The 25,653-nt window shown below is 63.5% G+C and carries 24 protein-coding genes; 6 read left to right on the forward strand and 18 right to left on the reverse strand.

Going from position 1 to position 25,653, the window contains the following annotated elements:
- Positions 1-2 precede the first annotated feature (2 nt).
- The 5 genes from aroA to ACERHN_RS03845 form a co-directional block, all read right to left on the reverse strand.
- Positions 3-1,355, reverse strand: coding sequence for a 3-phosphoshikimate 1-carboxyvinyltransferase (gene aroA / locus ACERHN_RS03825; RefSeq protein WP_415921321.1), 1,353 nt, complete (start codon positions 1,353-1,355; stop codon positions 3-5).
- A 57-nt stretch (positions 1,356-1,412) separates the two neighbouring features.
- On the reverse strand, positions 1,413-2,540 hold the full coding sequence (locus ACERHN_RS03830; protein WP_415922680.1) for an aminotransferase class V-fold PLP-dependent enzyme: 1,128 nt from the start codon (positions 2,538-2,540) through the stop codon (positions 1,413-1,415).
- Positions 2,541-2,624: 84 nt separating this feature from the next.
- Positions 2,625-3,362 (reverse strand): GGDEF domain-containing protein, encoded by a 738-nt coding sequence (locus ACERHN_RS03835; RefSeq protein ID WP_415921322.1) that lies wholly within the window; start codon positions 3,360-3,362, stop codon positions 2,625-2,627.
- A 56-nt stretch (positions 3,363-3,418) separates the two neighbouring features.
- Positions 3,419-3,886: an Lrp/AsnC family transcriptional regulator gene (locus ACERHN_RS03840; protein ID WP_415921323.1), complete on the reverse strand. Its 468-nt coding sequence runs from the start codon at positions 3,884-3,886 to the stop codon at positions 3,419-3,421.
- Positions 3,883-4,338: an Lrp/AsnC family transcriptional regulator gene (locus ACERHN_RS03845; protein WP_415921324.1), complete on the reverse strand. Its 456-nt coding sequence runs from the start codon at positions 4,336-4,338 to the stop codon at positions 3,883-3,885. Before ACERHN_RS03845 ends, ACERHN_RS03840 begins: the two co-directional genes overlap by 4 nt.
- A gap of 132 nt (positions 4,339-4,470) precedes the next feature.
- On the opposite strand from ACERHN_RS03845, the gene ilvC reads away from it, so the two are divergent.
- Positions 4,471-5,493, forward strand: a complete 1,023-nt coding sequence (gene ilvC / locus ACERHN_RS03850; RefSeq protein ID WP_415921325.1) for a ketol-acid reductoisomerase — start codon at positions 4,471-4,473, stop codon at positions 5,491-5,493.
- 61 nt (positions 5,494-5,554) lie between these two features.
- Here the strand turns inward: ilvC and ACERHN_RS03855 are convergent, their stop codons facing one another.
- Both ACERHN_RS03855 and ACERHN_RS03860 read right to left on the reverse strand, forming a co-directional pair.
- The gene (locus ACERHN_RS03855) at positions 5,555-6,307 is read right to left on the reverse strand and encodes a heparin lyase I family protein (RefSeq protein WP_415921326.1); all 753 of its coding nucleotides are present in this window, start codon (positions 6,305-6,307) and stop codon (positions 5,555-5,557) included.
- 103 nt (positions 6,308-6,410) lie between these two features.
- The gene (locus ACERHN_RS03860) at positions 6,411-7,094 is read right to left on the reverse strand and encodes an ArsR/SmtB family transcription factor (RefSeq protein WP_415921327.1); all 684 of its coding nucleotides are present in this window, start codon (positions 7,092-7,094) and stop codon (positions 6,411-6,413) included.
- 72 nt (positions 7,095-7,166) lie between these two features.
- On the opposite strand from ACERHN_RS03860, the gene ACERHN_RS03865 reads away from it, so the two are divergent.
- From ACERHN_RS03865 to ACERHN_RS03875, 3 genes are all read left to right on the forward strand, one after another.
- Positions 7,167-7,490 carry an NIPSNAP family protein gene (locus ACERHN_RS03865; protein WP_415921328.1) on the forward strand — a complete coding sequence of 108 codons (324 nt, stop codon included), beginning with the start codon at positions 7,167-7,169 and terminating at the stop codon, positions 7,488-7,490.
- Positions 7,487-7,834 carry an antibiotic biosynthesis monooxygenase family protein gene (locus ACERHN_RS03870; RefSeq protein WP_415921329.1) on the forward strand — a complete coding sequence of 116 codons (348 nt, stop codon included), beginning with the start codon at positions 7,487-7,489 and terminating at the stop codon, positions 7,832-7,834. Before ACERHN_RS03865 ends, ACERHN_RS03870 begins: the two co-directional genes overlap by 4 nt.
- A 76-nt stretch (positions 7,835-7,910) precedes the next feature.
- Complete coding sequence (locus ACERHN_RS03875) at positions 7,911-8,828, forward strand: DMT family transporter (protein WP_415921330.1); 918 nt, start codon at positions 7,911-7,913, stop codon at positions 8,826-8,828.
- On the opposite strand, the gene glmM is transcribed toward ACERHN_RS03875, so the two are convergent.
- The 9 genes from glmM to ACERHN_RS03920 all read right to left on the reverse strand — a co-directional run bounded on the left by glmM (position 8,825) and on the right by ACERHN_RS03920 (position 20,211).
- Positions 8,825-10,171: a phosphoglucosamine mutase gene (glmM, locus tag ACERHN_RS03880; protein WP_415921331.1), complete on the reverse strand. Its 1,347-nt coding sequence runs from the start codon at positions 10,169-10,171 to the stop codon at positions 8,825-8,827. The genes ACERHN_RS03875 and glmM overlap by 4 nt on opposite strands.
- Complete coding sequence (gene folP / locus ACERHN_RS03885; protein ID WP_415921332.1) at positions 10,168-11,154, reverse strand: dihydropteroate synthase; 987 nt, start codon at positions 11,152-11,154, stop codon at positions 10,168-10,170. Before folP ends, glmM begins: the two co-directional genes overlap by 4 nt.
- Positions 11,151-12,074 carry a dihydroneopterin aldolase gene (locus ACERHN_RS03890; protein WP_415921333.1) on the reverse strand — a complete coding sequence of 308 codons (924 nt, stop codon included), beginning with the start codon at positions 12,072-12,074 and terminating at the stop codon, positions 11,151-11,153. The genes folP and ACERHN_RS03890 overlap by 4 nt, the downstream gene beginning before the upstream one ends.
- Positions 12,075-12,175: 101 nt before the next feature.
- The gene (locus ACERHN_RS03895; RefSeq protein ID WP_415921334.1) at positions 12,176-12,811 is read right to left on the reverse strand and encodes a cell wall hydrolase; all 636 of its coding nucleotides are present in this window, start codon (positions 12,809-12,811) and stop codon (positions 12,176-12,178) included.
- A 151-nt stretch (positions 12,812-12,962) separates the two neighbouring features.
- Positions 12,963-15,500: a putative PEP-binding protein gene (locus ACERHN_RS03900; protein WP_415921335.1), complete on the reverse strand. Its 2,538-nt coding sequence runs from the start codon at positions 15,498-15,500 to the stop codon at positions 12,963-12,965.
- Positions 15,501-15,701: 201 nt separating this feature from the next.
- Positions 15,702-18,011 carry a glycine--tRNA ligase subunit beta gene (gene glyS / locus ACERHN_RS03905; RefSeq protein ID WP_415921336.1) on the reverse strand — a complete coding sequence of 770 codons (2,310 nt, stop codon included), beginning with the start codon at positions 18,009-18,011 and terminating at the stop codon, positions 15,702-15,704.
- Entirely contained in the window at positions 18,011-18,535 is a 525-nt protein-coding gene (locus ACERHN_RS03910; RefSeq protein WP_415921337.1) for a DUF6446 family protein, read from the reverse strand. Before ACERHN_RS03910 ends, glyS begins: the two co-directional genes overlap by 1 nt.
- Before the next feature lie 6 nt (positions 18,536-18,541).
- Entirely contained in the window at positions 18,542-19,273 is a 732-nt protein-coding gene (locus ACERHN_RS03915) for an FkbM family methyltransferase (RefSeq protein WP_415921338.1), read from the reverse strand.
- Positions 19,270-20,211: a glycine--tRNA ligase subunit alpha gene (locus tag ACERHN_RS03920; protein ID WP_415921339.1), complete on the reverse strand. Its 942-nt coding sequence runs from the start codon at positions 20,209-20,211 to the stop codon at positions 19,270-19,272. Before ACERHN_RS03920 ends, ACERHN_RS03915 begins: the two co-directional genes overlap by 4 nt.
- 181 nt (positions 20,212-20,392) lie before the next feature.
- On the opposite strand from ACERHN_RS03920, the gene ACERHN_RS03925 reads away from it, so the two are divergent.
- On the forward strand, positions 20,393-22,138 hold the full coding sequence (locus ACERHN_RS03925; RefSeq protein ID WP_415921340.1) for a serine protease: 1,746 nt from the start codon (positions 20,393-20,395) through the stop codon (positions 22,136-22,138).
- A gap of 121 nt (positions 22,139-22,259) precedes the next feature.
- Positions 22,260-22,523: a hypothetical protein gene (locus tag ACERHN_RS03930; RefSeq protein WP_415921341.1), complete on the forward strand. Its 264-nt coding sequence runs from the start codon at positions 22,260-22,262 to the stop codon at positions 22,521-22,523.
- A 44-nt stretch (positions 22,524-22,567) separates the two neighbouring features.
- Here ACERHN_RS03930 and ACERHN_RS03935 read toward each other — a convergent pair whose 3' ends face one another.
- Both ACERHN_RS03935 and ACERHN_RS03940 read right to left on the reverse strand, forming a co-directional pair.
- Positions 22,568-24,193 (reverse strand): 5-guanidino-2-oxopentanoate decarboxylase, encoded by a 1,626-nt coding sequence (locus tag ACERHN_RS03935; RefSeq protein ID WP_415921342.1) that lies wholly within the window; start codon positions 24,191-24,193, stop codon positions 22,568-22,570.
- On the reverse strand, positions 24,194-25,639 hold the full coding sequence (locus ACERHN_RS03940) for a TrkH family potassium uptake protein (RefSeq protein WP_415921343.1): 1,446 nt from the start codon (positions 25,637-25,639) through the stop codon (positions 24,194-24,196).
- Positions 25,640-25,653 lie beyond the last annotated feature (14 nt).

A 25,653-nucleotide genomic window follows, 5' to 3' on the forward strand; every position in this document is an offset into this window, starting at 1 on the left:
GATCACCCGTTGTCGCGGCGCACCTGTGCGCCCAGCCCTTGCATCAGCGGCTCAAAGATCGGGAAGGATGTGGCGATCGGCCCCCCGTCATCCACGGACATCGGCTTTTGCGTGGCCATGCCCATCACAAGGAACGACATTGCGATCCGGTGATCCAGGTGGCTTTCGGCCACCCCGCCGCCGGGCACATTCCCGTGCCCGAGGCCTTTTACAGTCCACCAATCCGGCCCCTCATCGACCGTCACACCCGCGGCGCGCAGACCCACGGCCATCGCGTCAATGCGGTCGCTTTCCTTGACCCGCAATTCCTTGACACCCGGCATATGCGTGTCGCCCTGCGCGAAACAGGCAACCACCGACAGCACCGGATATTCGTCGATCATGCTCGCCGCACGCTCCGCAGGCACCTCGATGCCCGCGAGATCCGGGGAAAAGCGCGCGCGCAAATCGGCCACAGGCTCGCCCCCCTCTTCGCGCATGTTCTCATATTGCAGGTCCGCGCCCATATCGCGCAGCGTGGCAAACAGGCCGGCGCGCGTCGGGTTGAGCCCGATATTCGGCACCAGCACGTCCGACCCCGGCACGATCAGCGCGGCACATACAGGAAAGGCCGCAGATGACGGATCACGCGGCACCACGATGTGCTGCGCGCGCAACTCCGGTTGCCCCTTGAGGGTGATGACGCGCCCTTCCTCCGTGACTTCGGTGGTGATCTCGGCGCCAAAGCCCGCCATCATCCGCTCTGTGTGATCGCGCGTCGCCTCCGCTTCGATCACCACGGTTTCACCCGGCGCGTTCAGCCCGGCAAACAGCACAGCCGATTTCACCTGCGCCGAAGGCACGGGCACGGAGTAGCGCGCCGGTACAGGGTCCGCCGCGCCGACGATGGTCATCGGCAACCGGCCCTCGGACCGACCCACCGCCTGTGCGCCAAAAAGTGTCAGGGGATCGGTCACCCGCGCCATGGGCCGTTTGTTGAGGCTCGCATCACCCGTGAACGTTACCGAAATCGGGGACGTCGCCATGCACCCCATGATCAACCGCACACCAGTGCCCGAATTGCCGCAATCAATCACGGTGTCCGGCTCGGCAAAGCCGCCGACACCCACGCCGTGCACAGACCAATCGCCGCCGCCGTGGTTGATCACCTCTGCACCAAACGCCTGCATCGCCCGGCCCGTGTCCAACACGTCCTGCCCTTCAAGCAGTCCCGAAATGGTCGTCTCACCCACGCTCAGCGCGCCAAGGATCAGCGACCGATGGGAAATCGACTTGTCACCCGGCACCTCCGCCACCCCGCTCAGGGGGCCGCAGGCGGAAGACGTCATGGGAATGGGGGCGCCGTGGCTGGACATGGAGGGCCTCGCAAAACTGTGGTCGCGCGCACACCTAGCGTCCGCGCCGCCCAGCGTCTAGAGCACCTGATCCACCACACGCTTCAGCCGCGCAAGCGTACCGTCCACGTCATAGAGTTTGTCGAGCCCAAAGAGCCCCAGCCGGAAAGTCCGGAAATCCGCAGGCTCATCGCATTGCAGCGGCACACCGGCTGCGATCTGCATACCTTGTGCGGCAAATCGCTTGCCCGACTGGATCTCGGGATCAGCGGTATAGCTGACGACGACGCCCGGCGCACCGAACCCTTCGGCGGCTACCGACGTGACGCCCTTTTCCGCAAGCATGGCGCGCACGGCGTTTCCAAGCGCCCATTGCGCGTCCTTCAGCTTGCCAAAGCCATAGGCTTGCGTCTCCTGCATCGTGTCCCGGAAATCGCGCAGCGCATCAGTCGGCATCGTTGCGTGGTAGGCGTGCCCGCCACCCTCATACGCGGCCATGATCTGGTGCCACTTCTTGAGGTCGATCGCAAAACTGTCGGAGGTGGTTTCCTCCAGCCGGGCAACTGCCCGGTCCGACAGCATAACAAGGCCCGCGCACGGTGACGCGCTCCACCCTTTTTGCGGCGCCGAGATCAGGACATCGACCCCCAAGGCGCGCATGTCAATCCACGCACACCCCGACGCAATGCAATCCAGCACCATCAGCGCGCCCACCTCATGCGCCGCCGCCGCCATCGCCGCCACATAGTCATCGGGCAGGATCACACCGGCGCTTGTTTCCACATGCGGCGCAAATACGACGTTGGGCTTTTCTGCGCGGATCGTGTCGACCACATCTTCAATCGGTGCCGGCGCAAATGGCGACGGGCTGTCATTGCCGGTCTGCCGGGCCTTGAGCACCGTCGTGTTGGCAGTCAATCCGCCCGTTTCGAAAATCTGGCTCCACCGGTAGGAAAACCATCCGTTGCGCACCACCAGAACATCTGCATCGCGACCGAATTGCCGCGCAACCGCTTCCATGCCAAACGTACCACCCCCCGGAACCACAACCACGGCATCTGCGGCATACACCTCTTTCAGCATGGCGGATATGTCAGTCATCACACCCTGAAACGCGGCGCTCATGTGGTTCAAGGACCGATCCGTGAATACGACCGAAAATTCCTCGAGCCCCTGCGGGTCCACAGTCTCCAACAACGCAGCCATCACACCTTCTCCCTCTGATTGGGCAACGACATAGCGGCGCGCAATCGCGGGGGCAAAGTCTACTTCGGTATGCAATGGGCGCATTCAGCCCGTTTGGCGCGCCTCCCGCAAGGCGTGGTTTCCGATCGGCCACATCTGCACCTGATTGCGCCCCGCGTTCTTGGCCCGGTAGAGCGCTTCATCCGCGCGGCTGATCGCCGCTTCGACACCTTCCAGCGCATCCTTGAGCGACCCGCCGATGGAAATTGTCACGTTTACCACCGTCCCGGCGTCATCCATCGCGGTGTCGGCCACCATTTTCCGCAACCGTTCCGCCATCGCCGCCCCTGCGCTGTGATCCGCCTTGGCAAGGAACACAACGAACTCCTCCCCGCCGAACCGGCACACGATGTCATCCCGTCGCACCGCACCCTGCAGCAGCGAGGCCACGTGGGAAATCACCTTGTCCCCGGTCAAATGCCCATAGGTGTCATTAACGTGTTTGAAGAAATCGATGTCCACCATCAGCGAGACACCATAAGCCTCTGGCATCTGTTCCATCCGGCTGAAGAAAAAGTCACGCGTCGCGACATCGGTCAGCCTGTCGCGCTCGACCAACCGTCGCAGTTCGCTGGACAAACGGACATTCTCGCGAATTTTGGATCCGACAAACAGGCAGGTGGGTATGGTGACAAGCGTGACAATGATCATCGTGCCCGGCACGGTGCGCGGCAGGAAATCAGCGGGAAAAATCAGATAGTTCAATGCGACGGCCAGGACCATCGATGTCACTGTCAAAACCAGCGAAAACAGGATCACGTCCCATGTGCTCTCGATTTTCACGCGGTATCCTTCGTAAACGACCACGTGTGGCATAGCCCGGAAACGCAACTGAAACGTTAACGCGGGCCCGCAATCGGGCCTGGTCGACGCTCTTCACTCAGCAACACGTTGGCTTCGACCTCGCCCGCGCCGGGCAGGGTCATGATCCGGCGCCGCAAAACCCGTTCGAAATCCGACAGATCGCGTGCCACAACGCGCAACCGGTAATCATAAAGCCCCAATACGTGTTCAATGGTTTGCACTTCGGGTATGGCCGACACCGCGCGCTCAAAATCCTCCAGGCTCACCCGCCCCTTGGTGGCCAGCTTCACCCCCAGAAACACCGTCACCCCAAACCCCAGCCGCTCCGCATCCAGAACGAGCCGCTGGCCCGTGATCACACCCGCATCCCGCAGCCGCTTGATCCGGCGCCACGCCGCCGGTTGCGACAGGCCACAGGCACGACCCACCGCGCCCGCCCCCTGCCCTGCATCTGCCGACAGCTGACGCAAGATGGCCAGATCCGTATCATCCAGATCCATCACAGCGGCAGCGCCTCATCATCCTTGATCCGCGCCACATGCATCAGCGCCTCGATATCCGCGATATGCGGCAAGGTCAGAATGCGGCTCCGGTAGAGATGTTGGTAATGCCCCATGTCGCGCGCAATCACTGACAGGCGCACATCGACCCGACCAAGGAAGGTCTGGATCTCGATCACCTCCGGCACCTCCCGCGCCGCCTCCAGAAAATCATCGAACGCCCGCGCCTGCGTCTTGTCGAGCGTCACCCGCAGCGACACTTCCACCGCGTACCCCAACGCGGCCCAGTCGATCACCGCCTGCACCCCCTGCACGATGCCCGCGCTCCGCAACCGGGCCTGCCGACGCGCCAACTGTCCCGTGCTCACCCGCGCCCGTTCGGCCAGTTCCGCAGGTCCAAGCGTCGGGTCCGCCTGCCATTGCCGCAGAATGCGCCGATCCACATCATCAAGCATGATCTACCTCGAATTTTTCAGAATGGCGCATGATCCACTCTGTATCTCGCCAAATAAACTCAAAATCCAACGCTGACCACCCCCACAAACGCTCGTATAACGCGCCCCAGATACCAAACCGGAGGACATTCCATGCGCGTTTACTATGACCGCGATTGCGACATTAACCTGATCAAAGACATGAACGTGGCCATCCTGGGCTACGGAAGCCAGGGCCACGCCCACGCACTGAACCTGCGCGACTCGGGCGCGAAGAACGTCGTTGTGGCGCTGCGCGAGGGCTCGCCCTCCATCGCCAAGGCCGAAGGTGAAGGCCTGAAAACCATGGGCATCGCCGAGGCAGCCGCCTGGGCCGACCTGATCATGTTCACAATGCCCGATGAACTGCAGGCCGAGACGTACAAGAAATACGTCCATGACAACATCCGCGAAGGCGCCGCCATTGCGTTCGCCCACGGCCTGAACGTCCACTTCGGCCTGATCGAGCCCAAAGAAGGCATCGACGTCGTCATGATGGCCCCCAAGGGTCCCGGCCACACCGTGCGCGGCGAATATGTCAAAGGCGGCGGCGTGCCGTGCCTCGTGGCGGTCGACAAGGACGCATCCGGTCGCGCGCTGGAAATCGGCCTCAGCTATTGCTCCGCCATTGGTGGCGGCCGTTCGGGCATCATCGAGACGAACTTCCGCGAAGAATGCGAAACCGACCTCTTCGGTGAACAGGCCGTTCTGTGTGGCGGCCTTGTGGAACTGATCCGCATGGGCTTTGAGACACTGGTCGAGGCAGGCTATGCCCCCGAAATGGCCTATTTCGAGTGCTTGCACGAAGTGAAACTGATCGTGGACCTGATCTACGAAGGCGGCATCGCCAACATGAACTACTCGATCTCGAACACAGCGGAATACGGCGAATACGTCTCCGGCCCGCGCGTCCTGCCCTATGACGAGACAAAGGCGCGGATGAAGGACATCCTGACCGACATTCAGACCGGCAAATTCGTGCGCGACTTCATGCAGGAAAACGCCGTGGGTCAGCCGTTCTTCAAGGGCACCCGCCGCATCAACGACGAACACCAGATCGAAGCCACTGGTGAGACGCTGCGCGGCATGATGCCATGGATCAGTGCCGGCAAGATGGTCGACAAGTCGAAGAACTGATCTCGAACAAAACAAGGGAGCGCCAACCTGGCGCTCCCTTCACCATCCGCGATATGCGCAGTTATTGAACCGCGCCGCGATCACGCCCGCGTTTCACATCATTGAAATAGGCGACAAGCGTGGGGCACGGGCCGCCACACCTGCTCACGAAACTGCGGTACAACCCATACCGAAAGTACACATTGCCGGTGCTGTGCGTGGTTGGGCCCGCATAGGCCAACTTCTCTTTGTCATCGACCCAAACGTTGACGTAACCGTCGTCGCCCTTTGACCACTTCGCATTCACAACGATCCGCACCCACTGCCCCATCACGGCGCTGCGCGATGCAAGGCGGGCCGATTTGAAATCCCCGCGCGGATGCATCGGGTCGCTGTCCTTGACGAAGGGGCTTTGCAGCTTTGCGACAAGCGCGTCGTCGTTCAACTCGATCAACAGGCGCGGACCATTGCCGCCGCGCTGGTGGAACTGACCCAGCTTCACATTCATGCGCTTGCCCTGACGTGGAAAATCATCGGGCACGTAAACAGACCAGCCCACCCAGACATCCTGACCGATACGCTGCTGTTTTCCCTTTTCCAGGAATTCAACGCGCTCCCGATCGTTCTTGCAGTCACCGTTCTTGCGATTGCAGTCGCCCGCGCGCAGCTCAAAGCGTTCGGCCCGGATGCCATCCGGAAACTGCACCCGCGTCACGGCATGCTTGCCCGGCCCCTTCTCCACATTGAACGAAAACCCCTTGGCCATCGACGTTTGCGCCGACGCGAGTGCGGGCCCGAGCATCAGGGCCAGCAGGCAGGTCAAAATCACTTTCATGAAACACTCCAAAATCGGCTCGAAATCAACAATGTGCCACAATCAGACACGCTGTCACCGCCTTGGCAATACCTTGCCGCATCTCGGCACGCGTGATCAAAGGCTAGGGCGCACCAAAATGCGCGACAAAAGCGGACTGCCCCGCACGTGTCGTCAATATCGCCCGGCTGTTCTTGTCACGATACATCCATCCGTCATCTTCCATCCGGCTCAGGACTGCACGGCCCAACGACCCCGCCAAGTGATTGTGACGCTCAGACCAATCAAGACAGCACCGGCACATGCGTGTGCGCCCCGCCTCCAGTGCGGCAACATCGATCCCGAAACCGGTGAAAAAGTCGCGCCCCGTGCCGGTGAGCGTTACGGTGTCGCCCTCTTCGACCAGAAAGCCGCGCCCTAACACGCTTTGATACAGCTGCACGCCCATCCGCCCCGCCAGATGGTTGTAACAGACCCGCGCCGCGCGCATCTGTGCGTCCCGCGGTCCCGTACGCACCCGTGTGATGCCGCGCCCTGCGGCCAGCCCCATGAGCGCCTCGAGCACAGAGGCCACATCCGCATCGGCCAGTTGAAAGTACTTGTGCCGTCCCTCTTTCCGGGGCCGGATCAGGTCCGCATCCGCCAGTTTCGCCAGATGCCCGCTCGCCGTGGGCAGGGCGACGCCTGCGACCTCGGCCAGCTCGGACGCGGTGAGCGCGCGCCCGTCCATGAGCGCCGTCAGGATGTTTGCCCGCGCCGGATCACCAATGAGGGCCGCGATGTGCGATATGTCTGGACCTTCTTTCATAGTTTGACCGTAGCCAAAGCATTGTCGTCCGTCAAAGTGCTACGCACGGCACAGAAACGAAAGGACTACACCATGCTGACCTGCATCATCCAATACCAGATTGACCCGACCAAACGGGACGCCTTTGCCGCCTATGGCGCTCGGTGGGGACAGTGCATCCCGCGCTGCGGGGCGGATCTTGTGGGATACTTCGCGCCGCATGAAGGGTCCTCGACCCTCGCCTACGGAATCTACCATGTGCAAAGCCTCGCCGCATACGAAGCCTACCGCGCGCGGCTGGCCGCGGACCCACAGGGACGTGAAAATTATTTGTTTGCGCAATCGGAGAAATTCATACTCAAGGAAGATCGGACATGGCTCAAAAACGTGTCCCTGACGACCGGAGGCACCCGATGATTGCAGTGATATTCGAAGTCAAACCAAAGGACGGGCACCGGGATCCCTACCTTCGCCGCGCCGCAGCGCTCAAGACGCATCTGGCGGATATTCCGGGCTTTATCTCGGTCGAGCGGTTCGAAAGCCTGATGGAGCCCGGCAAGCTGTTGTCCCTATCCTTCTGGGAGGATGAGGCCGCGCTGGAGCATTGGCGCAAGCTGCCCGAGCACCGTGACGCACAATCCGCAGGGCGCGACATCCATTTTGACGACTACCGGCTGCGCGTGGCGGGGGTGATCCGTGATTATGGCATGACCGAACGCGCAGAGGCCCCTGCCGACAGCCGGGCCTTGCACGACACGTAGCGCGGCGCAGACAAAGGTATGGAACGCGGGCCTGCGGGCCATGGACATCGCCTGCGCAATCCACGAGGGTCCGCGCATGACGACCTCCCCCCAAATCACCCCCGCAAGCTGGCTGATGGTGGCGACGCTTGGCCTGACCTGGGGCGGTACGTTTCTGGTCACGGAACTCGCGCTCGAAGGGCTGACCCCCTTTTGGCTGGCGGCGGGCCGGATCAGCTTTGCCAGCGTGCTGATGGTGGCGATCTGGGGCGCGTTGGGGTTCCGCCTATTTCAAACACGCCCCCAACGGGACACACTGGTGGCCCTCACGGTAATCGGCGCGCTCAGTTCGGGTGTGCCGTTCATGCTGCTGGCCTGGGGTCAGCAATTCGTGACATCCGGATTTGCCGGGGTCTCCATGGCGTCTGTCGCGCTGATCGTTCTGCCATTGGCGCATTTCATGGTGCCGGGAGAGCGGCTGACCTGGCGCAAGGCGTTGGGGTTCATCATCGGCTTTGCCGGCGTCTGCGTCCTGCTGGGTGGGCAGGCGTTCGAGGCGACGGGCACCGCGATGGAACCGTTCGGCCGGGCCGCCTGCGTCGCGGCGGCGGCGTGCTATGGATTGTCGTCGATCCTGATGCGACGCTTGCCTGCGATCGACCCGATCGGCTTGTCCACGGTGCTCTTGCTCATCTCTGCCGCGGTGGTCCTGCCCGCCGCATGGGTGGTCGAAGGACCACCTCCCCTGCCCGACACCCGCACCCTGATCATCATCGCATTCCTTGGCCTGATCCCCACCGCCGCCGCAAATTTCCTGCGGGTTCTGGTAATCCGCAGCGCGGGCCCGGTCTTTATGTCGATCACGAATTATCAGGTGCCGGTGTGGTCCGTGGTTCTGGGCGCGCTGATCCTGTCGGAGCCGCTGCCGGGCAGCCTCCTGTGGGCGCTCGTCCTGATCCTTGCCGGTGTCGGCCTCAGCCAGTATGGCGCGTTCAAGCGCCTCTTCAGCCGCTAGGCGGAGACAGCGTTTTCAACCGCTTGCACCACGTGCTGCACGCTCGCCTCAAGCACGGCCGCGTCCTCGCTTTCGGCCATCACGCGGATCAACGGTTCGGTCCCCGATTTGCGGATCAACAGCCGCCCGTTCCCGCTCAGCTGCGCCTCGGCCTCCGCAATGGCAGCCTTCACGCTGTCCACATCCAATGGCGTCTGACCCGCCGAAAACCGCACGTTCTTCAAGAGCTGCGGCACCGGGTCAAAGACGTGCAACACTTCGCTCGCGCGCTTGCCCGTGCGCACCAGTTCGGCCAGAAACTGCAGGCCCGCCAAAAGCCCGTCACCAGTGGTGGCATAGTCCGTCATCACGATATGGCCCGATTGCTCGCCGCCGAGGTTGAAGCCACCCGCGCGCATCCGTTCCACGACATAGCGGTCGCCCACAGACGTGCGTTCCAGGCGCAGACCGCGCCCCTCAAGGAACCGCTCAAGGCCCAGATTGGACATCACCGTCGCCACAAGCGCATCGCCCTTGAGCAGGCCGTCTTCGGCCCAGCGGGCGGCCATCAGGCCCATGAACTGATCCCCGTTGGCCACGTTGCCCTGCTCATCCAGCAGGATCACCCGGTCCGCGTCGCCATCAAGACACACGCCCACATCCGCGCCATGCGCCACGACGGCCTCTGCCGCCGTCTGCGGATGGGTGGAGCCGCATCCCTGGTTGATATTGGTGCCGTTGGGTGAAACGCCCACAGGGATGACCGTCGCACCCAGTTCCCACAGTGCCTCGGGTGCCACGCGGTAGGCCGCACCATTGGCACAATCCACCACCACCTTGAGCCCATCGAGCCGCATGGCGCGCGGGAATGACGATTTGACCCGTTCGATATAGCGAAAGCGGCCATCGTCGATCCGCTTGGCCCGCCCGATCTCGGGCGCGGCGACGGGCGCGACCCCATCGGCCACCAGCCGCTCGATCTCGGCCTCTGCCGCATCGCTGAGCTTGAACCCGTCGGGGCCAAAGAACTTGATCCCGTTGTCTTCCGCCGGGTTGTGGCTGGCTGAAATCATCACGCCCAGATCGGCGCGCATGGACCGTGTGAGCAGACCCACCGCCGGGGTCGGCACCGGGCCCAGCAAAAGCACGTTCATGCCCGTGGATGTCAGCCCCGCCGTCAACGCATTTTCGAACATGTAGCCGGACAACCGGGTGTCCTTGCCGATCACAACACGGTGCACACCGTGCCCGTCCCGCCGAAAATACCGCCCAACCGCCGCACCAATCCGCACCGCCGTCTCTACCGTCATCGGGGCAAGGTTCGCCGTGCCGCGCACCCCATCGGTTCCAAAGAGCTTTGTCATGCCTGCGGATGTGCCACAGACGCGCGCCACAGTGCAATGGCCTGCGCATGGTCGGCCACGTCATGCACGCGCAGAACCTGCACGCCCTGTGCAAGTGCCGCCAGCGCCACGCCGATGGACCCGGGCGCGCGGTCCCGTGCTTCGGGCGCGTTGCCCAATGTGCCGATAAAGCGTTTGCGCGATGCGCCAAGGAGAATGGGCACGCCCAGACCGTGAAACAGGCTGATGCGGTTCAGAAGCGCGAGGTTGTGGTCCAGCGTCTTGCCAAAGCCAATCCCGGGATCGGCGGTGATGTTTGCGCGGGGAATTCCCAAGGACATCAGCGCGGCGATCCGTTCATCCAGAAAATCATAAACGTCGAGCAACACGTTGTCGTAGCTTGGGTTTTCCTGCATTGTCTGCGGATCGCCCTGGGCGTGCATGACGCACACCGGCGCGCCACGCCGCGCACAGAGCGGCGCAAGATCTGCGTCGTAGGTAAAGCCCGAGACGTCATTCACGAGCGTCGCACCAGCGTCGAGCGCCGCGTCCGCAACCGCGGCCTTGCGGGTATCAATGGAGATTGCTGTGTCGATCCCGGCATCGCGCAACGCTGCAATCACAGGCGCCGTGCGGCGGATTTCCTCGGTCTCCGGGACCACGTCCGCACCGGGACGCGTGGATTCGCCACCCACGTCGATGATGGTGGCGCCTTCGGCAACCATCCGCTGTGCGTGGGCCACCGCTGCTTTTGTACCGGCATGTTGCCCGCCATCCGAAAAACTGTCCGGCGTCACGTTGAGAACACCCATCAGATCAGGGGTTTGCCGCGGTGCGTTGAAGCGATCCAATTGGTCCGCTGTCAGGTCCTGCACCGGAACAATTCGCGCCGGGCCATCCCGGTACAGCACCTCGGCGTGGGTGAACCACAACGACCCGAACGGCACCGCCCCATCGGGCCGCGCCGGACCGGCTTGCAGGATCGGACGGGTGTAGCGCGTCAAAGCTCTGCCTGCTCCACCGGCACGTGACGCAAGTCCACAGGGGCTGCGACCGGGCCATCATCCCCGATCACCAACATCTCGCGCGCGTCAAAAGTCGCCGCGAACCAGGAGGCGAGCGCCACCGCATCCGCCCCTTTGACCGACGGGCCATCGACCGCATCAAGCACGACCTTGGACGGGGCCCAGACGCAGATCTGGCCGTTGCGCATGGCCCAGTCGAGCTCGGTCCGGGTGTCCACCACCTTGCACCGCCCGTCCCGCGCCGCCAGCACCCACGCATTCTGCTCAATCGCCAACAGGTCGATGCGACGCTGCGCCAGCGGGTGGCTGGCATGCGGTGCGGTGCAATCTGCCGGACCGACACAGAAGATCAACGGGCGGCCCGTCGCCTCAAGCTGATCAATCCAGCCCTTGAGATGCGCGGACGCGATGGCGGCGTTCGAGAGGTACACAAGTTCGGGATGCGGCGTGTCTTCGACCACCTCTTCGACCGGTGCCGCGGTCACGCGGCTGCGCACGATCTCGACGCCCAACGCGCCCGGTCCCCGGTCCAGTTTCTCGATCCGTACGAACACGCGCATCGCCTGCGGTTCGATCAGGATCCGATCCGCCACCCGTTCCGCCAGCGTCTCCAGCAGGTTCAGGCGTTCCGCCGCCAGTTCATAGGCAATCGCTTCCGTGACCTTGTCATAGCTCAGGATGCGGTCGACATCGTCCTCCAGCTCATCCGTCTGCGGACGCACCTCGACCACGATGTTGAAACAGATGCGCTGCGTGACGCCACGCTCGGCCTGAAACGCGCCAATCTCCACCTCGACCAGGTGATCGCGTACCGAAATCCGGTCCAGCGGTTGCGCGGATGCCGTCGCCTCGGACCGTTCCGAGGGGTGAGAAAAGGCAAGGCGGATTTCAGAGGCCATGACACAGCGTCCTTGGGATAATGTCCCCGCCTTCTACAGGCCCGTTTCGCGCGGCAACAGGGCCAAACACGGCCCCGCAGCCTCCGAATACGTCATCCCGCTCAGTTCGACGCCGTCCGGAACGTGTGCCGGTAGAACCGGTGCACACCGATGGACGCGGTGTGGGTGTAGACACGGCTCCAACGGGGACGGACGGCCGTGGTGTGGTAGTGGGTTGCACCCTGCGTCAGTTCCGGCGCACGACCGTCAAGGACGGCCCGCGCAATCTTGGACACACGCGAATATGCGCGTGGCTCACCAATCCGTTCGGGATTGCCGTCGCAGGTATAGGTGAACTGGCACTGATACCGTTTGCCCGTGCCCTGATTGATCACACCGCAGACATTGCCGGGGAACCGCGCGCTTTTCACGCGGTTCATGATGACCTCGGCCACGGCAAACTGTCCTTTGACCGTCTCACCGCGCGCCTCGAAATAAAGCGCTTCGCTGAGGCAGCGCCAATGCGCATCGCCGTTCGCCTTGGGCTGCGCATCAACCCAGCTGCGCGAAAACTGCACGTCCCCGCCCGCGGCAGGGGTCGGCGCCGTGATCAGGGATTGCAGGTGCGTGTCCGACACCGCGCGCAGGCCACGCTCTTCGGCAGCGCGCAACGCATCTCCGGTTTCTGCGGATGCGCCCTGCGCCACTGCGCACGCAACACTCGATACCAATGCAATCTTCGCAATCATACGACGCATGAAACGCCCCCAGTCCGCCTTCGATCCGGGGCATTTAGTTAAAAATACCGGTTTCGTCCAGTTTTGGGCAGGTGAGGCCACGTTTCGGCGTCGGATATCGCGGGTATTCCTACGATAGTATACCTATATATTGTGTTTTGAGACGTAGGAACTAGCCTATCTTGTGCCCAATTGCCAATTGTGCGGCAGCTAGCCGCGCCACCGGAACCCGGAAGGGGGAACAGGACACATAATCGAACCCAGCCTGCCGACAGAAGGCAATTGATTCGGGGTTGCCGCCATGCTCGCCGCAGATCGACAAGGTGAGGTCAGGTTGCGCCGCGCGGCCCCGTTCGGACCCCAGTTGCAACAGCTCCCCCACCCCTTCGGTATCCAGCGAATGGAACGGATCTTCGGCAAACACCTCCTGCCGGACATAGTCGGACATGAACCGCCCCGCGTCGTCGCGGCTCAGCCCATAGGTCATCTGCGTCAGGTCGTTGGTGCCGAAACTGAGAAAGCTGCAATGCTGCGCAATTTCGCCGGCCCGGAGTGCTGCGCGCGGGGTCTCGACCATCACGCCAAGCCGGTAGTCAAAGCGCGCATCCTTTTCGGTCGCCACCGCAGCGGCGACGCCGTCGATCCGCGTGCGCACCAACTCTACTTCGCGCTTGGCACTGACCAGCGGAATCATGATCTCCGGCACCACCGCATCGCCTTCGCGGCTGGCCTCGATCGTCGCCTCGAAAATGGCGCGGGCCTGCATGTCGTAGATCTCCGGCACGGTGATCCCGAGGCGCACGCCGCGCATGCCAAGCATCGGGTTGTACTCCGCCATTTCCGCGATGCGGCGCGACACATCGGACAGCGGCAGGTCCAGCGCATCGGCCAGCTCGCGCTGGCCATTTCGGTCCGTCGGCAGGAATTCATGCAAAGGCGGATCAAACAGGCGAATACACACCGGCTTGCCCTGCATGATCCGGAAAAGCTGCGTGAAATCATCGCGTTGCATGGGCAAGAGCCGTTCGAGCACTGCGCGCCGGTCATCGCTGGTCTCGGCAAAGATCATCTCACGCATGACTGTGAGGCGGCCGGGTTCAAAGAACATGTGTTCGGTCCGGCAGAGCCCGATCCCCTGCGCGTCGAAGTTGCTGGCGGTTTGGGCATCGGCGGGTGTGTCCGCGTTGGCGCGGATGTCGATATCGCGCTCTGCATCGGCCCAGTCCATCAGCGCGTGGAACGCGTCGTCCAGCGCCGCTTCCTGCATCTCGGGCGCGCCCAGCAGGATGGTACCATTGGTGCCGTCGACGGTCACAACATCGCCGGCGGACAGGTGGCGCCCATCCTCGGCGATCAACCGCCCCTTGGCCGTGTCGAACCGCATGTCGCTGACGCCGACCACGCATGGCAGACCGATGCCGCGCCCGATCACGGCGGCGTGGCTGGTGATGCCGCCGCGTTCCGTGATCACGGCGCGGGCCGCGTGCATGCCGCGGATGTCTTCGGGCGCGGTTTCACGCCGCACGAGGATGCAATCCTCGCGCCGGGCCGCACTGGCCTGCGCCTCGGCAGCGGAGAACACGATGCGCCCGGTAGCAGCGCCCGGACTGGCCGCGATACCTGCGCCGATCACGTCGCGCTTGGCATGGCGATCGACCTGCCGGTGCAGCAATTCGTTCAGCGTGTTCGGGTCGACACGCATCAACGCCTCCTGCTTGGGGATGATGCCATCGCGGGCCAGTTCGACCGCGATCCGCACCGCCGCGCGGGAGGACCGTGCCACGCGCACCCCGTCGAGAATATGCAGCTGATCGTTCTGGATGGTGAATTCGACCTGCATTTCTTCGCGCAGCTTTTTCCGCATGAGACGGGCGTGGGCGACAAGCTGGGCAAAGGCGTCCGGCACCATTTCCTCGAGCGAAGGCCCGCGCGGATCGCGGGTGATAAAGACGCTGGCCGCGTCCCCCATCAGCGCATCGCGCCCCTGGCTCTGGCGCAGATATCGCCCTGTTATCTGAGGCTTGCCGGATTTGGACGACACCAGTTGCAGCACACCCGACCCGCTTTCGCCGCGCCCCATGCCAAAGGCCATTTGCTGGATCACAAGGCCCAAGCCCGCATCGGCAGGCGCGCCCTTGGCCTGTCGAAGCAGGCGCGCGGACGTTCCTTCCCACGCGCGGGCCATGGATTTGAGCACGCCCGCCAGCTGGGCGGCACGGGTGGCGGGAAACACGGTTTCTGTTTCAAATTCATAGGCTTCGAGCGCGCGACGCAGGGCCTCGTCGCCCTCGCCCTCAATGTCGTCGAACATGTCAGGGTCCAGCCGGTCCACATGGATCGCGTAGCTTTGGACAAAGCGGGTGAAGAGCGCGGTGGCCGCCGCCTCACCCAGAGCGTCCCGCAAGGTGGCAAAACGGTCTTCATTCATACCGATGTTGAGGATGGCCGAAGGGCCGCCCCAGTCAGGGTCTTCCGAGGAGGGGCGTACGCACAGGAGGGCATCGTCGGGAAACTGGCTCAGGATTGCGTCGATATCCGGGAAGTGGCCCTTGGCAATCTCGTGCACGGCATCAAAGGACAACGCGACGGTCGTGGGCACCGGCAGGTCCAGCCGCGCCAGACGTTGCAGGCATTTCGCACGGCCCCCATGGGTGTCCGCCGCAATCGGGGCATCCGGCGTCACGAGCGTCGTATTGGGGTTATTCTGCACCGCGGCATCCCTTCTGTTCGAGGCGCAGCATAGTCTGTCAAGGTGACCTTACAAGGGGTTAAGGAAGGTCCCGTTCGGGCTGTCACTTTGCGTACACAATCCGTGCACAGGCTGTGCACCGCCTGCGTGTATGGCGCGCGTCGAGGGGGCGCTGCCCCCCGGCTGCGCCGTCCCCCGTGGTATTTTCGGCCAGAAGAAGGATTACCCTTCGATTTTGGTCAGATCGGCCACGCTGAGGCATAAGGTGCGGATGCGGCTGAGCAGGTTCAGGCGGTTGCGCCGGAGGGTCTGGTTGTCGGCGTTGATCTGGACGGCTTCGAAGAAGGCGTCGATGGGGGTGCGCAGGGTCGCCATGGCCTGCATGGCGGTGGCGAAATCCTGTGCCTCCATCGCGGGCGTGATCCTGGCCTCGGCGGCGTCGAGGGCAGCAAAGAGCGCGCGTTCCTCGTCTGTTTCGGCGAATTTTTCGTCCGCGCCGTAGGAGTATTCTACACCGTCGGCCTCTTCGGCCTGGGTCAGGATGTTGTTGGCGCGTTTGAAACCCTGGATTAGGTTTTCGCCGTCGTCAGTTTTGAGCGTGTCGCTGAGGGCGGTGGCGCGTTTGACGAGGAGAGTGAGGTCGTCGTTATTCGGCATCGCGATGCAGGCGTCGATGATGTCGTGGCGGATGCCCTGGTCGCGGAGGTAGACTTTTAGGCGGTCGTGGAAGAAGGCGAGGAGGTCAGGCAACAAGTTCGAAATCGTTCTCGTGGGGCCGATTGGAAGGCGATGCTCTAAAATCTTTTCCAGTTTCTCGATGTGATCAAGGGCTTGATTCAGATCTGAAGGTCTTTCGCTGAAGTAAGTGACCAGATCATTCCGGTTGTCACGAGACTCCGCCCAGGTCTTGGATTCTTCCTGAATTTCTATGATCCGCATCTTTGAAGTCGGATTTGACCATTTCACCCAAACCGCGACCGCAGAGTTTTCAGAAGCGCTCTGGTGCAACCTCTTTGCAGATGCATAGATGAGTGTCCGCAATGAAATTCTCAGGTCATTCTCAAGCACTGATCGAATAACGCCCAACGCAGCACGCCGCAGCGCAAACGGATCTTTCGATCCTGTCGGCTTTTCATCAATAGCCCAGAAGCCGGTCAGCGTATCCAGCTTGTCGGCCAGTGCCACAGCTACTGACACCGAGGAGGTTGGCACGTCGTCGGAGGGACCCAGCGGCGAGTAGTGGTCTTGGGCGGCGGCGGCGATGGTCTCATCTTTGCCTGCGGCGGCGATGTAGTAGCGGCCCATGAGGCCCTGCAACTCGGGGAACTCGTAGACCATTTCTGAACTCAGATCGGCCTTGGCGAGGCGGGCGGCCTCTTCGGCCATGTCGGGGTCGGCGCCGACGACGGGGGCCAATTCGCGCGCGAGCGCGGCGATGCGTTCGATGCGGTCTGCCTGTGATCCGAGCTTGTTATGGAATGTCACGTTTTTCAGCGCGTCGGTCCATTGCGACATGTCCGACCGCGCCACGCGCAGATCGTTTTCCCAGAAGAACTTGGCGTCAGCGAGACGCGCGCTCAGAACCTTTTCGTTGCCCGCAAGGATCGTGGCCCCGTCATCCGCCGTTTCGCGATTGGCCACGGTGATGAACCGTTCGATCCGGCCCGTTTTGCTGTTGCGCACGGAGAAGAACTTTTGATGCTCGCGCATGCTGGTTTGCAGCACTTCCGGCGGAAGATCGAGGAAATCATCGCCAATGCGCCCCATCAGCACGACGGGCCATTCCACGAGGCCCGCAACCTCGGCCAGAAGGCCCTTGTCCTCGACCACCTCGAGGCCGGAGGCAAAGGCCATGTTGGTGGCGTCATTCCAGATCGCCTCGGCCCGTTCGGCGGCATCGAGCACGACAAAAGCGCGTTTGAGCTTGGCCGCGTAGTCGTCAAAACCCGTCACGGCAAAGCGGCCCGGCGCCATGAACCGGTGCCCTTCGGTGGTGTCGCCCGATATGATGCCGTCCACGTCCATGGGCACGACGCTGTGCCCGGCCTCATCCGTGAGGATGCACAGGATCGAATGCAGCGGGCGCACCCACTTGAGCGCCCCGGCCCCCCAGCGCATGGATTTGGGCCATGGGAATTGGCGGATGGTTTGGGTCAGCACTTCGGCGATGATGTCACCCGCCGGGCGGCCCGGTTTTTCAATGATGGCGAACAGGACATTGCCCTTGGGCGTTTCGCGTTCCTCGACCTGATCGCGGGTCAGGCCCGCGCCGCGCAGGAACCCTTCGATCGCCTTTTCGGGCGCATCGGCGCGCGGTCCTTTGCGTTCCTCGCGCAAGGTGGGCGATTCGCCCACCACCCCCTCAACCGTCAGGCACAGACGGCGCGGCGTGGAAAACGCGGCGGCAGAGGCATAGGTCAACCCCGCCTCGACCAGACCGTTTGTCACCAGCTTTTTCAGATCCTCGGCGGCGCGCGTCTGCATCCGGGCCGGGATTTCTTCGGAGAAGAGTTCGATCAGCAGGTCAGGCATTATTCAGTGTCCAGTCTGGGGCATTCCTCGCCCACAATCGTTCCGTCATAGGCTTTTTCGCCGCAATCGTTCAGCTCGTGCCAGACATAGCCGCGCCCGTCTTCGGTGATGGCGACCACGCGGTCGACGCCGAAATGGATGTTCTTTTGCGCCAGAAAGGTGAGCGCGGTGCCCGCGCTGATTTCGGCACCGATGGCTTCGGCGTCAAAGCAGTCGAACCAGCCCGGCGCGTTGCGGGGGCTGAGCGCGTCGAGGCCCACATAGGTCTCACTCAGCAGTGCGAGGCTGAGGTCGGTGCGGAAGCAGGCGCGGTAACGGATGGGCGAGCTTTCGGCATCGATGGCCTCGAACGCGGAATAGGGGATCGGTTCGGGCGCGTCCGTCACCACGGACACCAATTGCACATCCGTGCCATCGGTTGCGGCCACTTCGGTGTAGAACCCGTAGATCTGGAGATAGTAGAGGCCAGCGCCTGCGATGATGCCACTCAGCAAGAGAACGATCCCGATTACTTTTCCGCTCATGATGCGTCAGACCCAGTAGAGGTTGATATAGGGGCGCGCCATCGCCTCGGCGCGGTCCTGCAACCGCTCGAACAGGGGGATGCAGCGCACTGGGTCATAGCGTTCATGGGTTTCCACAAAGATACAGTCGATGCGCGCCAGCACCGGATGATCCAGCAGCGCCTGGAGCAGGTCCCATTCCGCGCCTTCGATGTCCATTTTCAGGATGCGGATGTCGCGGTCGAGCGCGTGCAGGAACGCGGGCAGATCGACGACGTCGACCATGACGCCCTGCGCGTCGCTCATGTCCTTGTCAACGCGCGCGATGGACGAGGCGACGGTATGTGACAACGCATCTTCGTCCTCCCAATTGGTGGAGCGGCGCAGCATCATGCGGGTGTCGGATGTGGACGCGGCCTTGGGGTGCAGCGTGACGTTGGAAAGCGTGGCGGTGTTCGCCTCGAGCGCAGCAAAGGCGGCCGGGTCCGGCTCAAAGCAGATCACATCGGCCCCGGTGGCGGCCATCTGTCGGGTGATGTCGCCCACATTGGCGCCGAGGTCGATGCAGAGGTCCCCGGCACGGGTATCGGCCAGCACGGCGCCGAACGTGTCGGGCAGGTTCGCGCAGAGCCGCCGTTTGAGTTTGCGATAGCAGATGTGGCCGGGCGTGCCGGGCAGATGGCGGCCAAGCGCCATGGCCTGTTCGAACAGCCCCTTGGGTTTGGGGCGCGTGGCCGTGGGAATGACGCGGTCGGTCACGCTGCGTCCTCCGGCGTCCACCCGCCTGCGCGGGTCTGCACGAAGGCATCGGCGCATTGTTTGGCCAGCGCGCGCACGCGACCGATATAGGCTTGGCGTTCGGTGACGGAGATCACGCCGCGCGCATCAAGCAGGTTGAACATGTGCGACGCCTTGATGCACTGGTCATAGGCCGGGTGCGCCATCACGATGCGTTTGCCGGTTTTGGGGTCGACATGGTCCTGGCTCAGGATCTTTTCGCATTCCGCCTCGGCCTCTTCGAACTGGCGCAGCAGGACGTCGGTGTTGGCGACGTCAAAGTTCCAGCGGGCGTATTCCTCTTCGGTCTGTTTAAAGATGTCGCCGTATGTCAGCGGGATGGGCGTTTGGGGATCGTTGAACGGCATGTCCATGACGTGATCGACGCCAAGGATATACATCGCGAGCCGCTCCAGCCCGTAGGTCAGCTCACCCGAAACCGGATGACAGTCATGCCCGCCCACCTGCTGGAAATAGGTGAACTGCGACACTTCCATGCCGTCACACCACACTTCCCAGCCCAGACCCCACGCGCCGAGCGTCGGGCTTTCCCAGTCATCCTCCACAAAGCGGATGTCGTGCAGGGCCATGTCCACGCCGATAGCCTCGAGACTGCCCAGATACAGCTCTTGCAGGTCGGGCGGCGAGGGTTTGATGAGCACCTGATACTGGTAATAATGCTGGAGCCGGTTCGGGTTCTCGCCATAACGCCCGTCGGTGGGTCGCCGCGAGGGCTGCACATAGGCCGCGGCCCAGGCCTGGGTGCCCAAGCTGCGCAGGGTCGTGGCGGGGTGAAACGTGCCCGCGCCCACTTCCATGTCATAGGGTTGCAGCACGGCGCAGCCCTTGCTGGCCCAATAGGTCTGGAGCCGCAGGATGATCTCCTGAAAGGACCGGGGGGGCTGGGGCGTCTGGGTCATGGAACGGGGCCTTTTCGGGCAGAAGACATGCGCGCCCTACCTACGGCGGTGCCCGGGGATGGTCAATTGCGCGCGAGGCGGTAAGGACCTCCGGTTTTCCCCCATTTTCAAGGCCCCCTGATCCGGGCTATCGTGCCGCGAACATCAGAGCCTTCAGGCCGATCAAGGGGATATACGGGTAATGTTGAAACGGGTGGTGGCCCTTTGGGCTGTGCTGTGGGCTTTGGCGGGCGCTGCATGGGCGCAGGACGAAGTCGTCTGGGTCCAGGTCGAGGCGCAGCCGAACCTTGCGGACGCGACCGCGCGGGCACAGGCCTTTGCCGCCGAACTGCCGGATGTGAACGGATTTTCGCTGGGCGGCGGGTGGTACGGGATTGCCCTTGGCCCCTATGCCCGCGACGACGCCGAACAGGTGCTGCGGGTGTACCGCGCCGAAGGGGTGATCCCGCGCGACAGCTATATCGCGCTCAGCTCTGCGTTTCGCCAGCAGTTCTGGCCCATCGGGGCCAACGTGCTGGACCGCGGCGTCGTGGCCGCACCGCAGGCGGTTGCGCCATCGGTTGACGCGCCCGCAGCGCCCGAACCCGCAGTGCAGGCCCCGTCCCCACCCGATGAGACCCCGGCGGAGGCACAACGCTCTGAACGCGCGCTGGACCGCGCCGAGCGCGAGGCGTTGCAAGTGGCGCTGCAATGGGCGGGCACCTATGCCGGTGCAATCGATGGCGCGTTCGGGCGCGGCACGCGCAATGCGATGGCCGCGTGGCAGGAGCAGAAGGGCTTTGACGTCACGGGCATCCTCACCACCGCACAGCGGGCCGTGCTGCTCAAGGACTACAACGCCGTTCTGGACGATCTGGGCCTGCAGGTGGTGCGGGACGAGACGGCGGGGATCGAGATCGCGCTGCCATCCGCCGTGGTGGCGTTTGACAAATATGAATACCCGTTTGCCCACTACACCGCGACCGGTGATATCGACGCCACGGTGCTGTTGATCAGCCAGGCGGGCGACCAGACGACGATGTTTGGCCTTTACGACATCATGCAGACGCTTGACATCGTACCACTGGATGGTCCGCGCGAACGGCGCGAACGGTCCTTTACCCTCAAGGGCGAGGATGCGCAGCGTGTGTCGGAGACGCGGGTGCGTCTGGAGGGTGGGCAGATCAAGGGCTTTACCCTGATCTGGCCTGCGGGCGACGAGGACCGGCGGACGCGCCTGGTGGCGGAGATGGAAAAGAGCCTTGTGCGGTTCGGTGGCACGATCTCGCCCGAGGCCGGAGCCGACGAACAGTCGATTGACCTGGTGGCGGGGCTTGCCGTGCGCAAACCGCGCCTGTCGCGGTCGGGCTTTTTCGTCGATAGCCAGGGCACGGTGCTGACCACAACCGAAGCCGTCGAAAGCTGTTCGCGCATCACGATCGACGGCGAGGTCGAGGCCGATGTGCTGCTGCGGGATGCGGCACGCGGCGTGGCGGTGCTGCGCCCCGGCGCGGGGCTGGCGCCGTTGGCCGTGGCGCGGTTCAGCGCGGCGACACCACGCCTGACCTCCGAAGTGGCGGCCTCCGGGTACAGCTATGAAGGGGTCCTGGGCGCGCCGTCGATGACCTTTGGCACGTTGAGCGACCTCAAGGGCTTGCAGGGCGAGAGCGAGCTTGCGCGGCTGGCGCTGAACGCGCTGCCGGGTGATGCGGGCGGTCCGGTGTTGGATGCGGGGGGCGGTGTGCTGGGCATGCTGTTGCCCGCGCCAGATACCGGGCGCGCCCTGCCGGATGGCGTGAGCTTTGCCCTCGATCGGGACGCGTTGCAGGACGTGCTGGCGCAGGCGGGCATGGCGGCGGCCAACACCGACAGCGGCACGGCGATCAACCCCATCGACCTGACCGCGGCGGCCACCGGCATGACCGTATTGGTCAGCTGCTGGGACTGAGCAAAGGTTAAAACTGTAGGCAGTTCGCAGGCGGCCATTAAGGCCTTTTTAACGGCGCGCGGGACATTGATGCGGGTGAGGCGTGGGGGCGCTGACCGTTATCAGTGACTGGAGTGTCGTCATGTTCAAATCCGCATTCAAATCCATGGCCCTCGGGGCCGCAATCGCCATGCCTGTTGCCGCCGCCGCAAGCGTCGCAACCCCGCCCGCCTCGTTTCAGGGGCAATGGTGGACCAACCCGGCGGGGTGCGAATACAGCCGCGCAGGCCGTCCCGGTGAAACGGTCTGGTTTCTGATCATCAACACGGCCAAGCCCGGCTGCCCGACCTATATCGCGACCAAGACATGGGGCGGTGTGTATCAGGCCCAGGGTCCAAAGATGTGATGTGACCGCTGGACTGGGGCTCTGCCCCAGACCCCGTGGTATTTTCAGCCAGAAGAAGGGGCGTGCGCGGCGGAGGGCGCGGCGCGCTCCATGATCCCGGGCGTGAGGTAGATCAGGGTCGGGCCGTCCGCCGCAAAGGCCGTGCGGACCGCCTCCTGCATCTCTTGCAGTGAGGCGGGCGCGGCGGTGTACGCACCGAAAGCCTCCGCCAGTTTGCAGAAGTCGGGATTGCGCGCGATCACCGCGTTGGGTGCGATCTGGGCGCGGGTCATGCTGTCTTCGATTTCCTTGAGCTTGCCGTTGTCCCAGAGGATGATGGGCAGGGGCAGGCCCAGTTCGACCGCAACGCCCAGTTCGGCCATGGTGTAATGAAAGCCGTAATCGCCGATGATCGCCAGTGTGGGCCTGTCCCGGCGGGCGACCGCGCCGCCGATGGCGGCAGGCACCGCGTAGCCCAGCGTGCCAAAGCCGCTCGGGTGATGCCAGTGGTGCGGATGCGCCATGGGCCAGACCTCTTTCGCCGTGTAGGCAAACTGGGTCATGTCCGAGTAGATCATCGTTTTGTCAGGCAAGGCGGCGCGGAGGGCGTCGCAGACAGAGGCTATGCCCGGGCGCTCAACCTCAACCTCGGCGCGCCATGCCGCACGCTGTGCGGCCACCGCGTCCGCGCGCCAGCGGACGGCCGGTGTCGCGTCCTTTGTCTCGTGTTGCAGCGCAGCAAAGAACTGCGATGCGTCGACCTTGTAGCGGTAGCTGGCTCCGTGGCGATCGCTCAGCACGGTCTGGTCCAGATCGACCCGGATCATCGGGCAGTCATGGCCCAGATCCTTGCGCCACAGATCAACCTCGGCCAGTTCGGTGCCAGCGGCCAGCACGAGATCGGCCTGCGCGATGATATCGGCGCTGGACGAGCGCGCGAGGGACGCGCCGAAATACAGCGGGTGATCATCGCGGATGAGGCCGCGGCCCGCATAGGTCGTGAAGATCGCAGCGCCGGTTTGCTCGGCCACCCTTTCGATCATGATGCCCGACCCGCGATGCCCCCCGCCCACGATGATCAAGGGCTGGCGCGCGCGGGTCAGCAACCGGGCGCATTCATGGAGTTCCGTCTGGCGGATATACGGTTTGCCGATGGTCGTGACGGGTACGAGCGGCGGGGGCGGCGCCTGCGCCTCAAGCGCGGGGATCGTGACGCTGATATGTTTGGTGCGGGGGCGGTCCAGCTGAAACTCGGCCAAGGCACGATCAATAAGCTGGTAGGCCGCGTGCGGGGTGCGGGCCGTTTCGGACCAGTCGGACACCGTGGCGGCGGCGGCCTCCTGATCGCGCATCTGGTGCAATTGACCCTGTTCGGACACGGTGTCCCCGAGACAGGAGGAGATCACCAGCACCGGCACACTGTCGCTATAGGCCTGGCCCATCGGGGTCATGATGTTGCACAGCCCCGGCCCGGTGATGACGTAGGCCACGCCCGGACGCCCCGTGGCACGGGCATAGCCATCGGCCATAAACCCGGCACCCTGTTCGTGGCGCGCGAGCACATGGGTGATCCCCGCCTCTTCGATGCCTCGGTACATTTCCTGATTGTGCACGCCGGGGATGCCAAAGATCACATCCACCCCGCGCGCCTTGAGCATGTGCGAGATTTGAGCGCCAAGGGGTCGTTGCATTCAAGCTCTCCAGAAACCGACGGTGAAAATGACATAGACGGCCATCAGCTCAAGCCGTCCGATCAGCATGGCCGCCGACAGCAGCCATTTGGCCGTGTCGTTGAGGCCCGCGAAATTGCCCGCGGGGCCGATCTGATCCCCAAAGCCGGGGCCGATATTGGCCAGCGCCGTGGCCGCGCCGGACACGGATGTGATGAAATCCAGCCCGGTGAGCGCGAGGCCCACCGACAAAACGCCCAGCGTCACGACGAAAAACACGAAAAACGACATGACGGAGTTGAGCACGTCCTCGCCCACCGGGCGCCCGGCATAGCGCGGGGTAAAGATGCCATGGGGGCTGCGGGTTTTTTGCAGCTGCGCTTTGATCGAGGCAAAGAGAAGCTGGTAGCGGAACACCTTGATCGAACAGGCGGTCGAGCCCGCGCAGCCGCCGATGAGGCCGGTAAAGAACAGAACCGCCACCGCGAACCCGCCCCATTGCATGTAATCGGCATTGGCATACCCGGTGCCGGTCATCAGAGACACGGTGTTGAACAGGGCCGCGCGGAACCCGGCTTCGGTCACGGTTTCGGTGCGGATCATGTTGGCCAGCGCAATGAGAGTCACAACCGACAGGGCAGTGATGAGGAACACGTGGATCTGGGTGTCGTGGATGAGCGGGCGCGCGGTGCCCGCGCTCAGCTGCACGAACCGGACAAAGGGCAGCGCGGCGAGGATCATGAACAGGCACGCGACATAGGACGCGGCCGGACCGAAGGCGGCAAAGGAGGCGTCGTAATTGGCAAAACCGCCCGTCGCGATGGTGGTCATGGCGTGCACCGTTGCGTCGAACGCGTCCATGCCCGCCCCGATATAGGCCAAGGCACAGATCAGGGTGAGTGCGATGTAGATTACCGAGATGCGGCTGGCGATTTCTGTAGCGCGGGGTAGGATTTTGCCAAAGGTATCAAAGGCTTCGGTACGGAAAATCTGCATCCCACCGACCCGCAGTTCAGGCAGGAACACCATGGCGACAACGATGATACCAATACCGCCCAGCCATTGCAGGATACCGCGCCACAAGAGCAGCCCTTTGGGCAGCTCCTCGAGCCCCGACAACACGGTGGAGCCGGTCGTGGTGAGGCCCGACATCGCCTCGAAAAACGCGTCGACATAGGCAGCTTCGGTGGCGCCGAACCAGAAGGGCAGCGCGCCAAACACCGGCAGGGCCAGCCACACGCCCGTGGTCAGCAGAAAGGTCTGCTGGATGGTCAGCCCCTCGCGCACGGAATTGGCACAGCTGAGCGACAGTACGCCGCCAATCACCAGCGTCAAAAGCGCGCTTTCGGCAAAGACGTACCAATGCCCCCGCCCTTCGGCGAGGTCCACGATCATCGGCAACAGCATCGCCGCGCCCAGCACGGCGACCAGCAGTCCAATCACATATCCGACGGGGCGCAGGTCCATGCGTCGCAGCGTTG

The organism is Tateyamaria rhodophyticola (assembly GCF_047777875.1).
Taxonomy (GTDB): domain Bacteria; phylum Pseudomonadota; class Alphaproteobacteria; order Rhodobacterales; family Rhodobacteraceae; genus Tateyamaria.

What these genes read in the sequence shown, in the direction of transcription:
- aroA (WP_415921321.1), bottom strand. Translation starts at nt 1,355, where the DNA reads ATGTCCAGCCACGGCGCCCCCATTCCCATGACGTCTTCCGCCTGCGGC.
- ACERHN_RS03830 (WP_415922680.1), bottom strand. Translation starts at nt 2,540, where the DNA reads ATGGCTGCGTTGTTGGAGACTGTGGACCCGCAGGGGCTCGAGGAATTT.
- ACERHN_RS03845 (WP_415921324.1), bottom strand. Translation starts at nt 4,338, where the DNA reads ATGCTTGATGATGTGGATCGGCGCATTCTGCGGCAATGGCAGGCGGAC.
- ilvC (WP_415921325.1), top strand. Translation starts at nt 4,471, where the DNA reads ATGCGCGTTTACTATGACCGCGATTGCGACATTAACCTGATCAAAGAC.
- ACERHN_RS03855 (WP_415921326.1), bottom strand. Translation starts at nt 6,307, where the DNA reads ATGAAAGTGATTTTGACCTGCCTGCTGGCCCTGATGCTCGGGCCCGCA.
- ACERHN_RS03860 (WP_415921327.1), bottom strand. Translation starts at nt 7,094, where the DNA reads ATGAAAGAAGGTCCAGACATATCGCACATCGCGGCCCTCATTGGTGAT.
- ACERHN_RS03865 (WP_415921328.1), top strand. Translation starts at nt 7,167, where the DNA reads ATGCTGACCTGCATCATCCAATACCAGATTGACCCGACCAAACGGGAC.
- ACERHN_RS03870 (WP_415921329.1), top strand. Translation starts at nt 7,487, where the DNA reads ATGATTGCAGTGATATTCGAAGTCAAACCAAAGGACGGGCACCGGGAT.
- ACERHN_RS03875 (WP_415921330.1), top strand. Translation starts at nt 7,911, where the DNA reads ATGACGACCTCCCCCCAAATCACCCCCGCAAGCTGGCTGATGGTGGCG.
- glmM (WP_415921331.1), bottom strand. Translation starts at nt 10,171, where the DNA reads ATGACAAAGCTCTTTGGAACCGATGGGGTGCGCGGCACGGCGAACCTT.
- ACERHN_RS03890 (WP_415921333.1), bottom strand. Translation starts at nt 12,074, where the DNA reads ATGGCCTCTGAAATCCGCCTTGCCTTTTCTCACCCCTCGGAACGGTCC.
- ACERHN_RS03895 (WP_415921334.1), bottom strand. Translation starts at nt 12,811, where the DNA reads ATGCGTCGTATGATTGCGAAGATTGCATTGGTATCGAGTGTTGCGTGC.
- glyS (WP_415921336.1), bottom strand. Translation starts at nt 18,011, where the DNA reads ATGCCTGACCTGCTGATCGAACTCTTCTCCGAAGAAATCCCGGCCCGG.
- ACERHN_RS03910 (WP_415921337.1), bottom strand. Translation starts at nt 18,535, where the DNA reads ATGAGCGGAAAAGTAATCGGGATCGTTCTCTTGCTGAGTGGCATCATC.
- ACERHN_RS03920 (WP_415921339.1), bottom strand. Translation starts at nt 20,211, where the DNA reads ATGACCCAGACGCCCCAGCCCCCCCGGTCCTTTCAGGAGATCATCCTG.
- ACERHN_RS03925 (WP_415921340.1), top strand. Translation starts at nt 20,393, where the DNA reads ATGTTGAAACGGGTGGTGGCCCTTTGGGCTGTGCTGTGGGCTTTGGCG.
- ACERHN_RS03930 (WP_415921341.1), top strand. Translation starts at nt 22,260, where the DNA reads ATGTTCAAATCCGCATTCAAATCCATGGCCCTCGGGGCCGCAATCGCC.
- ACERHN_RS03935 (WP_415921342.1), bottom strand. Translation starts at nt 24,193, where the DNA reads ATGCAACGACCCCTTGGCGCTCAAATCTCGCACATGCTCAAGGCGCGC.
- ACERHN_RS03940 (WP_415921343.1), bottom strand. Translation starts at nt 25,639, where the DNA reads ATGGACCTGCGCCCCGTCGGATATGTGATTGGACTGCTGGTCGCCGTG.